Here is a 13,702-nt window from a genome sequence, read left to right on the forward strand (position 1 = left end):
ATAAAGTATTATTCTTCGTGCAATGCAATAGCGGGATGAATTGCCGCAGCCTGTTTACCCGGATACAATGCACAAGCAAAAACTAGCAAGTAAATGAAAACCACGGCCAGCAGTATGGCAATGAGGTAAACACTTGAAGGTACATTGAAAACGTTGAGCAGTGGGAACTGAACGGCAAAGAAACAGCCCACTGCTAACGATAAAGTTGCCAAAATTAAAGCTTCTTGTACCAATTGATAAGAAACACTATTCCCACTTGCGCCAATTGCACGTCGCAACCCAATTTCTCCCTTCCTTTGGTTAATGTTATACCACATTACACCAAATAGGCCCAAAGCCACATTGATGATTAAAAAGCTAGCTATGATGATAAAAATAATCATTGGGATAATTGTTACCTCATTTTTTGCATCACGCATTTCGGTAAGGTGCTCAATTCCAATGGTCGAATTCTTAAAAGTATTGGTCATGAACTTGTATAACTCGCTCTCGAAAGCAGCATTTGCATCTTCGTTTACTTTGAGCAAAATATTTTGAGTATATCGTAAATCTGAAGTATCTGATCTATTGAACATTGCATTACCAGCCGGCCAAAAGTCGCCATTGGCTTTAATGTCTCGTACTACACCAATTACTTTCATTCTGCTCTTATTTCCATAATCGCCCAATAACTGCCCAACCGCGCTACTCTTACCAAATATGGCAGTCTGTAAAGTTTCATTGATAATGATACTTTTATTTTTTGTCACTTTATCATCTTCGTTAAACCATCTGCCTGCAATGAGTTTTATATTCCAAACTTTTGCATAGTCTTCGGCATCAGTATAAGAATTAACCCAGTCAAATCTCTTCCCATCTTTATTTAGGGAAGTACTTATATTGCTGTTTGAGTATGGAAAGTTAGCACTAGAAAGGCTCACCTCTTCAATTTGTGGCATCGCTTTAAGCGAATTTTTCAAATTGTGATAAAATATTTGTAGTGAGTCGGTATTCTTCGTTAGGCCTTCATTGTCATAGTTAACAGCCCAAACACGCTTATACTCAAAGCCTAAAGGTTTCGTGTAATTTTGATAATAAAAGGTGAGGAAAGAAAATACAGCAAAGATGACTAAAAACGAAACAAGGATTTCGGACAAAAACAGGAAGTTTTGCTTCCGTTTATTCCATATTAATTTAAATAAATGTTTTAACATGATAATTTCTTTTTAGGTTATTGTGCTTTTAAAGCTTTAACTACATTTAACTTAGACATGCGCCAGGCCGGATACACACCGGATAGCAATCCGAAAAACAAACAGGCGATGAAGCTATACAACAGCACAGAAAAATTTATTTTCAAATAGACATTTTCGATGAGCTGTAAATCATTGATAAAATAAATGACAAATGCCGAAAGAAATAGTCCAATTAGCCCCCCCAAAAAGGTTAATATCATATTTTCTACAATGAACTGATAAACCAGTGTTTTAGAAGAAGCACCGAAAGCCTTTCGAACTCCGATTTCGGACGAACGCTCTAAAATACGAGTGATATTGATGTTTACTAAATTGATGGTTGGTAACAATAAAAATAGGAGCACGAAAAGACTAACTATCCCGATTACAGCCGAAGTTCCTGAGTCTTTCCCGTCACCTGCTATCCTTCTGGTGATACTGGTGAAATACGTATCAGCGTGACTATATAAGGTGTCAAACTCATTTGTAGGGATTGGAATTTTTTTCATCATCTGATCAAATTCTTCTTTCAGCTTAGGAATATCTGCCTTTGTTTTTGCTAGCAGCACTGCATTAAAGCCGCCCATTAATTCAGACTTGTTGTAGTTGTCTTTTGCCACGGTATAGGGCAAGTACATATCACCGGCAAGCCCATGAAGTGTTTTTGGAACATTATCAACCACACCTATTACGCGGTAGTTGATATTGTCGGCAGAAATGTATTTACCAACAACTTTTGGCTCATCTCCGAAATACGCTTGTTTTGTTTTAATAGATATGACTGCAACGTACTCGGCATTGTCTATTTGACTTTGCGTATAAGGTTTTCCTTCTAAAAAACGATATTCCAACACCTTCCAATAATCAGCATTTGTATGCTTATAGTCTATCACAATTTTCTTGTTATTTACATAAGCATTAGATGATCGAGCGTTAGAAGAAATGGCCATCATTTCTATATTTTTTAGTCGAGACACGTAGTGGTCTAAAAAATAAAAAGAAACATCAGACCTATTTAACCACCCTTGTTTGGAGTTCGACATTTCCATAGTGGTCACATACAACGACCGTTCTCTTTTATAGTCTGGATAATCTGGGCTAATCACTTTATCGAGAAAGGCAACACCTACCATGAGTATCGTTAGTGTAAAACTGATTCCGAATAAACTGATAAACGTGAAGAATTTTCTTCGTTTCAATACCGCAATAGCGATTTTAAAATAATTTTTTAACATAAGATGCTTATTGAACTTGTGAACCATCAAATAGGCGAACCAATCGATGTGTCTTGTTCGCCATGTTTTCGTCGTGAGTTACCATTACAATGGTGGTCCCTTCATTTTTATTTAAATTGATTAGGATTTCCATAATTTCATTACCCATTGCACTGTCCAAATTACCAGTAGGCTCATCAGCCAATATAATTTGCGGATTCCCTACAATTGCTCTTGCAATTGCCACACGTTGTCGTTGTCCGCCAGATAACTGGCTTGGAAAGTGCTTTAAACGGTTGCTTAGTCCAACTTTTTCCAAAGCAGCCGTAGCTAATTGCTTGCGTTCTTTGGCTGTCGAATTGCGGTATAACAGTGGTAACTCTACATTGTCTAATACCTGCAAATCGTTAATCAAATGATAGCTCTGAAAGATAAAACCTAACTTTTTATTCCTGAACTGAGCCAGTTCTTGATCAGAATAGCGGCTGATGTCTTGGTTGTCGATAGTGATGTCCCCTTTTGAAGGCTCATCCAATAAACCCATGATATTTAAAAGGGTGCTCTTGCCGCAACCAGAAGGTCCCATAATAGAAAGGAATTCACCTTTAGCAATATTCAGGTTAATGCTATTTATGGCGAGGGTTTCAACAGTGTCTGTGCGGTATACTTTTTCAATGTTTTGTAAACGTATCATATTGTATAATTAGTAATTAAGATTTATGAATAGGTTGTTTTTTTATTTTTTTGTGTTTTACCTTGAACCAATGTCAGTCTGTGTTGGAGATCGATCCTGAAACAGACCAACAAGGGCTCGCAGAGGCATTCTTATAAAGGTTGTTTGTATATAGGTAGTTGTTAATTAGGTTTAAATATTCTATTAATAAGTTATTTTTTTATTTTGTTCAAAATCATATAATGACAAATAGCGAAGTTGATAATAAGCCGCCCAAAAATCTCTAAGCGATGAGACATAATCCCGTTTTGCTCGGTCATTTTCCTGAAAGGCGATGCTCAGATCGGTAATGCTTAGGTTACCAAGCACATAACGCTCACTGGCAATTTTATACTTTTCTGCTGCTATTTTTTCGGCGGCATCGGTAAGTAAAATCTGCTCTTTCATCATATTAAACAAGGTTACCTGTGTTACGATTTGTTGTTTAAATGTTTGTTTATCTTGTTCAACTGTATACGTTGTAAACTGCTCGTTGGCCAATGCTGTTTTTGTCCTTGATTTTGACCTTCCCCAATCCATTAACGGAATAGAAAGTTGCAGTTCTACAGATTGTTGGTTTTTTGGAGAGCGATAGATGTCGAAAATTCTTGTGCCTGCATTAGAAAAGCCCAAGTTTGCCCTTAGGGTAGCTGTTAAGCCATTTTCGCCTTTTGCCTTGGCTACATCTCTTTTGGCCTCCGCCAATCGGCGTACAAATGCAATAGCATCAGACCTATTTTCAAAAGCCTCTGCCAATACCTTGTCGGCAGCAACTGTCATTTGCTGAACAACCCCAGGCATATTGAGCTTAATCTTATCATCTCCACCAATTCCAGCATAACTCCGAAGATTTAAAGTCGCAATTTCTACATCTCGATTTGCTGTACCTACTGCTTTTTTTGCATTTAACACTTCTAATTGTAATTGAAGGATTTCGTTTTTTGAAATCTTACCTAACTCAAATTTTGTATCAGCAATGGTTAATATACGCTGGGTATTACCAAAGTTTGTTTCGGCAATAGACAAATTTACCTGCGCCAGTAAAAGATCAAAAAAATACTCGGTAACTGTAATGGCAATTTTTTCTTGCGTTTCTATATAGGCTTGTTTACTCTCATTAAACTTTAATGGCTCAATTTTCTTGTCCCATTTTAAACTATTAAACTGTAATAAAGGTTGCGTATAACCAATTCCATAAGGTATTCCATTGTATAGCACATTATTTCGATCAAAATCGCTGAATCGTTGGAGTTGTGTAGTGCCATAAATGGTCCCACCGGTGGCCGCAATGCTTTGGCTAAAATTTAGGGTGAGTGATGAGTTATCATAGTGAATGGGCTGAAAAACAATGGTGCCATTAGGTTGCTGTACCTGGGTATAGGTTTTACTGTAACCCGGCAAAATGCCTTGTAAGGATAGCTGCGGTTGGTAATTGGATTTAAATGTTCTCCATTCCCAATATTTAGTTTCTTTAACAGTAGTTGCTTGTTTTGCGGCTATGGAGTTCGATTTTGCCATTGCAACAATTTCACTTAATGACAATGTTAAGGTATCTGCCAAAGCTGCACGAACGCTTATGCCTGTGATCATCACGATAATAAAAACTAAAATTCTCTTCGTCATATCCTTAGTTTCCAATGGTGATCTTTTTAACATTTTTATAAGAGGCCATATCAGAAGTAATTACTTCATCACCTTCTTTTAGCCCACTTACAATCTCTATATAATCAAAATTACTCAGGCCTGTTTTCACAGTTCTACGCTCGGCAATTCCATTTTTGATCACAAATACCTCTTGTAAGTTTGACCCATTGAATGCTGCGCCATTCGCGATACGTAAAACACCGTTTCGAGTGTCGGTAATTAAAAACACATCTACCTTTTGATTTGGCCTTAAGGCAGCATTGCTTTTATCATTCAATTGGATATCAAAAGAAATAATACCGTTTTTTACTGCTGGCGAAATGTTAACGATCGTTCCTCTAAGCTGTTTATCTCCAACACGAATAATAGCAGCCATGTGGTTGTTAACTTTTTCTAGCATATTATCAGACATGCTACCTGCAACCTTAAAACCGCTTAAATCTGCAATTCGAACTAATGCTTCGCCTTCGTTGATGCTTGCACCAATATTCTTGTTTACCCAGGTAATTACACCTTGTCGGGTGGCTACCACTTCGGCTAAATCAAGTTTTCGTTTTAAGGCATCTAAATCACTTCTTTGTATGGCTAGAGAAATTTCCGCTTCTCTAATTTCGATTTTCATCGTTTGTTGCTTGCTTTTGATTTCATTCTCCAATTGCAATTGCTCAAGCTCTGCAACTTTTAAATCGAGCTGGGCACGTTCTACATCTTCTTTGGTACCACCTCCTGCATTAAGCAACCTTTTTGCAGAAGAAACGGCATCTTTTAAATTGCTAATGCGCAACTGCTTGATGGAATTATTGGATTTAATATCAAAAAAGCTTTTCTCAAGGTCGAGTTTTAACTTACGAATTTCATTTTCCTTAGATTCCATTTGGAAACGAAGTTTCTCATAGGCTGTTTGTGTAATTGATTTATCCAAAGTAAGGATCGATTGACGTTTGTTTACTTTGTTGCCCGCATCCATTAATACGTTCTTAATAGATGCACTAATTGGGCTAGCAATAATTTCTTCAAACTCAGGCAATACCTCGCCTGTAGCATTAATCGTATTTTCGATGATGCCTGTTGTTACCTTCGCGGTGGTAAAATCGGCCTTAGTTAACGATGGTTTAAAATAATAACGAATTAACCACGCTGTTGCAATGAGCATTGCAATCACTACGCAGCTAATTAGTATCCGTTTCTTCTTTTTTCGGTTAATAACCTTTTCTTCAATCTGTGTATCCATTTACAATTTTTATTAATCTCGTAAGCGCTCCATGTGCTTTACAAGACCAGTGCCACAGTTAATGCTTTGATTTATAGTTAATTATAAAATATCACAACATGAAAAACGCCCGATATCGAACGTTTTGTTTGTAATCGGGCAAAAACAATAAATTATTTGAAACGAAATATTTAGTTATATTAGTCCAAAGCTAAAATGAAATGAAAAAGAACCCAATTGTCCTGTTAATGCTCAGATCTCTGATCATTTTATTGATGTGGAGTACCGTTCAGTCTACAAATGCCCAAACCCTAGGCAAGGGAGGCCTTAAACAGTTGGAGGGTTATTATCAGTTTAGGATAAATAAAGAAATGTATCTACAATTTAGCTTGCAAGGCAAACAATTAAAGCTAACCCAGTTGTGGGATTCGAAAACGATGCTTTTTGATCAGCAAGCAGGTCTAAATTTTACTACTAAAGAAAATCCTGGCTTTACCTTAAATTTTACCAAAGATTCGTTAAACAATATAAACAGTGTAGTGGTAATGGGTAAAGATGTTTGGGACAAAAGACCCGATTACAAACCCTTACCAGAAATTGTGTTGAGTGCTGCAGAACAAGCAAAAGTTAAACTTGCATTGCAAAGTAAAGTACAAGCCTACATTGCTGCGGTCAATGTAGAACAGCCCCAGCTGCTCGCAAAGTTTGTTCAAGAGCAGGTCACAGAAAAACTGCAAAAGACCAAACCTATCCCTCATATTTATAAAAATACGGGAGGGGTAGAATTGTATAAAGAAATTGTGTTTCAACCCGGAAAAAGAAGAGGGGTTTATTTATTGAAAGGGAAGGTGTTAACTAACTTTTTTGAATTGAGCCTTACCTTAAACGAACAAAATAAGGTGGTAGAGATGGATGTTTATGAAGTTCGGGTACCTGAATACCCAGTTCAGAAGTTTAAAAACGAAACCGAAATGCTACTTGCTTTGAAGGCAACTGCCGAAGCGCTGAACCGTACAAATATCTTTTCGGGCACCATACTCTTAGCAAAAAATGATCAGATTTTATTTCAGTATGCCTGTGGCGATGCCATTAAATCAACACGGATTAAAAATAATATCAATACCCTGTTTAACATTGGTTCGATGAACAAAATGTTTACGGCAACAGCCATTATGCAATTGGTAGAACAGGGCAAATTGAAGTTAGACGACCCTATTAGCAAATACATCGATACCGCTTGGCTCCCCACATCAATTACCAATAAAGTAACTATCCATCACCTATTGAGCCATAGCTCAGGTTTGGGCGATTTCTTTGGCCCGGCCTTCGATCAGTTGCGGTATGGAAAGATCAGTCAGCTGAAAGAATTTAAGCCTTATATTAAAGGAGATCACCTAGCTTTTAAGCCGGGTACCGATTGGTCTTATAGCAATTCTGGAATGGTTTTATTGGGTGTGGTTATAGAAGAAGTGGCGCATCAAAACTATTTTGATTATGTAAAGCAACACATTTACCAACCATCGGGCATGAAATACACTGATAGATACAATCTGGCTCAAGCACCTGCAAATATTGCCTTTGGTTATATTTTACAGGCTGATGGTACTTATAAAGACAACAATAACAGCAGTGGCATTAGGGGTTCTTCTGCAGGTGGTGGGTATAGTACAGTTGGCGATCTTTATCGCTTTGCACTTGCATTGCTCAACAATAAATTGGTTTCCGAATCATCGAAAAAACTGCTGTTTACAGATTATATGAACAAAGGTTATGGCTATGGCTTTCAACTCAGAAACACTGCTTTGGGTAAAGTTATAGGGCACTCTGGAGGTGCACCTGGTGTGAATGCAGTTTCTTACAGTACAGTAGATCAAGGCTATCATATTGTGGTATTGAGCAATTACGATAGGGCTGCTCAAAGGATTGGCGATTATATGCTTCAATTGATCCAATAAACAGTGAACTGCCCACTGTTTATTGGAAGAGCTATTTTATAGAAGTTGGGTAATTGCTTTGTGTACCAATGCTGGTTGCGAAGGCCTTGGTGCACGAGTAGTACTGATTTTACCATCTTTTTTAACCAAAATGTACGTTGGGTAACCATCTAATCTGTATATACCCATAAACAGCTTGGTGGCATCATTATCCAAGTAATAGTTTTCACCTTTAATGGCTTCTGTCTTGATCATTTTTTGCCAGGCAGCTACATCAGATTGTAAGCAGAGATTAACGAAAACAACATCTTTATCTGCAAAAGATTGGTGCAGGCTAGGAGTACTTTGAAACTCTAAACGGCAGGGTACGCACCAGGTTGCAAAAACATCAATGTAAATTACCTTATTGGGGTAGCGTTTGGCTAAATAACGGAATACATCTGTTTCTGGAATTGATTGGGGATTGTTATTGGCGTCTAAATATTGGATGCCTTTAATTGGGGTAATGGGGAAAGTGTTATCTCGTAAAAGGAGCGCTGAATTTTTAAGCTCTTGGTAAAATAACTCATCAGTAAAATAGCTTTTAAGGTTTGGAATAGAATCAACAAGTTTTGGGTTTTGACTTAGAAAGGAGGTTATATATTTATACACCATATAATCGCGACTTGGTCCTTTCGTTTCCTTTAACAATATCTTCGTTCCCTTTTGTATGGCGGTTAAGAACTGGTGTGCTTTAGTAGCTGCTGCAATAGTGGTATCAGCTCCGGTAAGGCGGCGTAAATAATCTGCTAAATAATAGGGAAACATCTGCGATTGAAAATTCTTTGGATCATCTTTACCAAAAAATGCATCTCCAAACAGCTTGATAGTTGCGGCTTTGTCATTGTTATCGTAATCTGAAATGTAGTTTGCTAATCCATATTTTCTTTCGCTGGCCGCAAGCTCTACTGCTTTTGGATCAAGCTGGTGTAAGGCAGCATAATCTTTTAGTGCAAGTAGGTAACGCTGATAATCTTCCTTAAAATCGAGCAACAACTGTGCTGGCGAATGGCTATAATCATATTTATGGTAAGGCAGTTGATCTAAATATCGGTTGGCTTTATTAAGCTGATCGCTAATGGTACCATGATCTCCTGTTATTTTAAGCCAAGAAAAATCCTTTTTGGTCAATAAAGTGGCATCAATGGTTAAGTGAACCGAATCGCCTGGTGCTACATAGAGATAGATGAAATAATCGGCATAATGTACCGTCATGGTCTGGGCGAAGATCATTTCTTCTGCTACCTTAAATTCGTAACGATCATTTAGTTTTACACTGAGGCCATTGTGCTTAAGTGGGTTAAAAAAATTAGCTTTAATGGCCTTTGGTGTAGTTGTACTGGTGTTAATGACCTTTCCGGTAATGACAACTTGTTGCACTTTGATAGATTGGGCAAAAGTAGATTGCATGGCGCATAAAATGGCCATTAGAAATAAAATTCTTTTCATTTTTTTAATGGAATAAGTAATAGGTTGACGATTGGTTAGCCAATCGTTTGAAGTGCTTTTTTAATGCTTTCTAGGTTTTGTCTGGAAATGGGGATTTTAGATTGATCATCGAGTAATAAAGTTCCCCCGTCTTCTTTCAATAAGCTTTTAACGAAATGGAAGTTGACCAAATGCGATTGGTGTGGACGATGGAATTGATAGGGTTTTAAGAGCTCCGTAAATTCTTTTAGGGTTTTACAGACCAATACTTCATCACCATTTTGGAGAATAAAATTGGTGTAATTATTAGACGCTTCGCAACGTACAATTTCATTGACTTTTACATACCTTGTTTCTTGTAAAGTTGGTAAGGCAATTTTTGGAGCCTCTTTTTGAGTTTTTTGAATAAAGTTCAATAAATTCTCCACATTTAGGTTCTGCTGTTTGTTGGCAATTTTATTAGCTGCTTTGGCAATGGCCTGTTGAAGCTCCGAAATGGCAATAGGTTTTAAAAGGTAATCTAATGCAGAAAACTTAACCGCTTGAATGCCATATTGATCGTATGCTGTTACAAAAATGACTTCAAAATCTATAGTTTGAAGCGCTTTTAAAAGATCAAAACCCGACTCGTCATGTAATTGGATATCTAAGAATAAAAGATTAGGCTGATGAAGTGCTATGGCGGTCTTTGCCTCGGCTACAGTACCTGCAGTAGCTACCACAGTAACTTGCGGGCACCATGTAGCCAATATGTTTTGCAGATTTTCAATATTATTGTTTTCGTCGTCGATGATAATGCAGTTCATAAGCTTAGATCCAATGGGTTAAGGTAATGCTAATGGTAGTGTTGCCAGGTATAGAATTAATTTGCAATAAGGTAGGTTGGTCTTTATAGATTTGATTGAGCAGCGCAATGCGTTCCTGACTAAGTTTTAATCCAAAAGATAATTCATGATGATTTTTTGGCGTGGGATTAAAACCCTTGCCATTGTCGTTTATTTTTAAAATCAGATTGCTGTCTTGTTGAGCAATACCAATTAAAATTCTTCCTTTTTCTTTTAATAAAGTGATGCCATGTTTGATGGCGTTTTCAATAAATGGTTGTAACAGTAAGGTCGGGATTTCGATATTGGCCACATCAATATTGGCATCTATTTCCAATTGATATTGAAAGCCGAAACGAAGCTGCTCCATTTGTAGATACTCCTCTGTAAGCTGTATCTCTTCTTGTAAACTGATCATTTCTTGCTCGCTATTGGTTAATATTTTTCTGGTTAAACCTGCAAATTTGGAGAGGTAATGATTGGCGGGTAACAACTCATTTTTATTCATCAGATTTTGGATAGAACTTAAAGCATTGAACATAAAATGAGGGTTCAATTGCGAACGGATTGTTTTAAGTTTCAATTGCGCCGTTTGTCGCTGTTGTTGCACCTTTAACAATTTTTGTTTGTTGTAATACTGGAAGCCTATCAATAATAAAATAAAGGCTACCAAAGCTGCGCCCAAATAAATAACTAACTGTTGAAACGAAAACCGATTGGCAAAAACAGGTGCTAGAAGTACATCGAAAGGGATTTTTACCATTTTGGTATCATCCCAGATGGGTACTTTTTCTTGTTGCTTAACCAAAAGTTCGTAATGTCCGGGTTTGGCAAAATGTTCAGCTTCTAAAGAGAAATAGCCATACTGGTCAACGAAATCTATCCGAGAAGTATCTCTTTTCCCATTTAAACTTTTCACGAGATAAACTGCTTGCACCAAAGTTTCCTGCTTTTTAAACTTAAGAACTAATCTTTCCACGCTATCTACAGGGAATTTAAGGTTTAGTGGCAACTCAGTTTTTGGATCGAATCGAGTGGCATAACCTCGGTTAATATTGGTATAGGCCAAATTAAAATATCCGTTAGGTACATCAACCGTAATCTGGGTAACAATGGGTCTAAAATTTACCCGCCAATCGAAAATAACGCCATCTCGAATATGATAATTCTTGCGATTAACAACCTCGATCATTATCCTTTTACCTGGCGCATTGTATTTTCCCAAAAAGCCATAAGCTGCTTTGGCCCCATATTCCTTTGCCAATTTCGGAATGGGCGACCAAGGTACAATTTCAATGCTATCATTTTCTACTACATGATAGCTGTAATCTTTTACGTTTGTACTATTGATACCCATTGCAATTAATACTGCATCGGTACTATCTGAAATGATAAAGCTCTGGTATTCTTTAGAAATAGATTGAATCATTGCAGAAAAATACTTTACCAATGAAGGATTTAATTTGACTCCTAACAACAGTGGTGTTTTTGGTGCCGATTGAACTAATCCATTTTTGGTATTTTGTTTAAATCGATCAAAAATGCGATAAATGGCTGTGTCGCTAACCCCAACAATAACGGGTTCACTAATCATGGTCCGCTTTTGTGTGGTCACCATTTCAAAAATAAATTGATGGCCAAATGGAGTGCCAGTTTTACTTTGCGCAACCGCCTGATTAATGATATCCTTCCCATTCCAAAAAAATAGGAAAAACAATAAAATCATAGCTTGTTGATAGCGGTTCATCGGTCTTTTTTGTATGAAGTTGGCGTTGCATTTAATTACAATACAAACTTGCCAGAAATTAAACAAGGTAACAATTACAATTGAGCATTTGGTAGAAATGATCTAGAATTTGGCAGTTAAAATTTTTTTTCAATATTCATTTTAGACTGCCATAGGGTTGTCAGTCCCCCTTGCTTTCTTTGAATATAAAATAATTCAAGAAACATATGGAAACTCTAAACTTCTCTACAACTGGCACAAATTCGATAGTGTATTTAATGAAAAATTATGCGACTTACAATTTATGGGCAAACAGAACACTGATCAATTGGCTCAGAGCAAAACCTGCTGAGTTGATGGAAGTAGAGAGCCCTTCCAGTTTTGCTACCATTAAAAAAACAATTATTCATATTTGGCAAACACAAGTATATTGGCTGTCTGTGATTAAGAATGAACCGATAAGTGTTCCTGAAGAATTTAATGGCGATTTAACAGCGGCATTTGCCAAGTTAATTGATCAATCAAATGAGCTCATGATTTACATTTCTGGGTTGGATGAGCAAGCTCTAGTAAAAAAAGGATTGGTCGTTAATCCTTGGTTTGAGTGTAATTTCGAAAACTTTGAATATGTAATACAGCTCATCAACCACAGCACTTACCATAGAGGGCAAATTATAACTATGGCGCATTGCTTGGGCATTAAAGGAGCTCCAATGACGGATTATAACTATTACAATATTTATGGTAGAGAATTGACAACCCTAGAATTTACACAACAGTTGTTGTCAACTTTAAATATGGTTACAGCAGCACCTTTGCCAATGATGTAATAACTGGGTTAAACCAATTACAATTATGCCGTCCGATAATTGGACTAGGCATAATTGTACAAAGGTTTTGGGACGATGATAATGGGATTATTTGATGGTAAACTCTTTGCTTTGTAGGGTATGTGCACTAAAATAACCAATTGCTCCGCCTTTGATATTGCTTGCTGGATTAATAGGTGTAGTATTTTCTCCTAAACTCTGGATACCTTTGTTGGTACTGTACCAATATTTATATATTGGATTGTCAATTGTTAAAAATTCTACTTTAATCTTATCGCCAGATGCGTATTTAGAAGCTTCGGTCAATTCTTTTGGTAATAAAGTTTGGTTAACTACATTACCATCAATCAGGTCATCATTAAGTACCGAAATTACCTTGTTGTATACTCCATTTCTGTATTCGATAAATCGATAAGCATTACCTTTACCTACAGGGTCTGTAAACTTAACTGTAGTAAACTTTCTTTTGCCATCTACGGCAGTTGCCTCTATTACATAAGCGGCATCTAATTTTACGATTGCTGGCATTTTAGAGTTAGAAGTAAATGTTTGTCCATTGATCTCTACTTTTAAGGTATAGGTGGTGCCAGGTGTTCCTTTTAAAAATGGGTCGGTATAAATGCCCTTTGTAGTACTTTCCGTTAATCTCGATTCTTTACCTTGATCATCAGTAATGCTTACAATTGCACCCGATTCTCCATTAAAACCACTGGTAGTATTGGCATTTTTTGTTTGTGCAATAGCCACCTTTGCACTGCCTAGCTGATTGCTGAGGTTGGCTTCGATCACATACTTTTCATCAGCAGATTTAAGTTCTACAGTAACCACATCTTTGCATGAAGAGAAAAGGAAAGTTATTAATGCTATTGCGAAAGGGTAAGTAAGATTTTTCATGTTTTAAGGGGATTGGGTGTTAGGGCAATTGAA

The 13,702-nt window shown here is 37.0% G+C and carries 11 protein-coding genes; 2 read left to right on the forward strand and 9 right to left on the reverse strand.

The window, feature by feature from the left end; translation table 11 throughout:
- Positions 1-8: 8 nt before the first annotated feature.
- From AQF98_RS21095 to AQF98_RS21115, 5 genes are all read right to left on the reverse strand, one after another.
- Positions 9-1,193 carry an ABC transporter permease gene (locus AQF98_RS21095; RefSeq protein WP_055133950.1) on the reverse strand — a complete coding sequence of 395 codons (1,185 nt, stop codon included), beginning with the start codon at positions 1,191-1,193 and terminating at the stop codon, positions 9-11.
- A gap of 17 nt (positions 1,194-1,210) precedes the next feature.
- Positions 1,211-2,449: an ABC transporter permease gene (locus tag AQF98_RS21100; protein WP_055133994.1), complete on the reverse strand. Its 1,239-nt coding sequence runs from the start codon at positions 2,447-2,449 to the stop codon at positions 1,211-1,213.
- Positions 2,450-2,456: 7 nt separating this feature from the next.
- Positions 2,457-3,122 carry an ABC transporter ATP-binding protein gene (locus AQF98_RS21105; protein ID WP_055133951.1) on the reverse strand — a complete coding sequence of 222 codons (666 nt, stop codon included), beginning with the start codon at positions 3,120-3,122 and terminating at the stop codon, positions 2,457-2,459.
- 183 nt (positions 3,123-3,305) lie between these two features.
- The gene (locus AQF98_RS21110) at positions 3,306-4,763 is read right to left on the reverse strand and encodes a TolC family protein (RefSeq protein WP_055133995.1); all 1,458 of its coding nucleotides are present in this window, start codon (positions 4,761-4,763) and stop codon (positions 3,306-3,308) included.
- A 4-nt stretch (positions 4,764-4,767) separates the two neighbouring features.
- Complete coding sequence (locus AQF98_RS21115) at positions 4,768-6,015, reverse strand: efflux RND transporter periplasmic adaptor subunit (RefSeq protein ID WP_055133952.1); 1,248 nt, start codon at positions 6,013-6,015, stop codon at positions 4,768-4,770.
- A 200-nt stretch (positions 6,016-6,215) separates the two neighbouring features.
- Here AQF98_RS21115 and AQF98_RS21120 point away from each other — a divergent pair, with 200 nt between their 5' ends.
- Positions 6,216-7,949 carry a serine hydrolase gene (locus AQF98_RS21120; protein ID WP_082435219.1) on the forward strand — a complete coding sequence of 578 codons (1,734 nt, stop codon included), beginning with the start codon at positions 6,216-6,218 and terminating at the stop codon, positions 7,947-7,949.
- Positions 7,950-7,985: 36 nt separating this feature from the next.
- On the opposite strand, the gene AQF98_RS21125 is transcribed toward AQF98_RS21120, so the two are convergent.
- Genes AQF98_RS21125 through AQF98_RS21135 form a run of 3 tightly spaced genes read right to left on the reverse strand, consistent with a single transcriptional unit; the run spans position 7,986 to position 11,966 of the window.
- Positions 7,986-9,416, reverse strand: coding sequence for a TlpA disulfide reductase family protein (locus AQF98_RS21125; RefSeq protein ID WP_082435221.1), 1,431 nt, complete (start codon positions 9,414-9,416; stop codon positions 7,986-7,988).
- 35 nt (positions 9,417-9,451) lie between these two features.
- Positions 9,452-10,201 (reverse strand): LytTR family DNA-binding domain-containing protein, encoded by a 750-nt coding sequence (locus tag AQF98_RS21130; RefSeq protein ID WP_055133955.1) that lies wholly within the window; start codon positions 10,199-10,201, stop codon positions 9,452-9,454.
- 4 nt (positions 10,202-10,205) lie between these two features.
- Positions 10,206-11,966, reverse strand: a complete 1,761-nt coding sequence (locus tag AQF98_RS21135; RefSeq protein WP_055133956.1) for a sensor histidine kinase — start codon at positions 11,964-11,966, stop codon at positions 10,206-10,208.
- Between the two features lie 206 nt (positions 11,967-12,172).
- On the opposite strand from AQF98_RS21135, the gene AQF98_RS21140 reads away from it, so the two are divergent.
- Complete coding sequence (locus AQF98_RS21140) at positions 12,173-12,775, forward strand: DinB family protein (RefSeq protein ID WP_082435222.1); 603 nt, start codon at positions 12,173-12,175, stop codon at positions 12,773-12,775.
- An 87-nt stretch (positions 12,776-12,862) separates the two neighbouring features.
- On the opposite strand, the gene AQF98_RS21145 is transcribed toward AQF98_RS21140, so the two are convergent.
- Positions 12,863-13,669 carry a DUF4249 domain-containing protein gene (locus AQF98_RS21145; protein WP_055133957.1) on the reverse strand — a complete coding sequence of 269 codons (807 nt, stop codon included), beginning with the start codon at positions 13,667-13,669 and terminating at the stop codon, positions 12,863-12,865.
- Positions 13,670-13,702: the final 33 nt, after the last annotated feature.

Origin of the sequence: Pedobacter sp. Hv1 (genome assembly GCF_001412215.1) — a bacterium.
GTDB lineage: Bacteria > Bacteroidota > Bacteroidia > Sphingobacteriales > Sphingobacteriaceae > Pedobacter.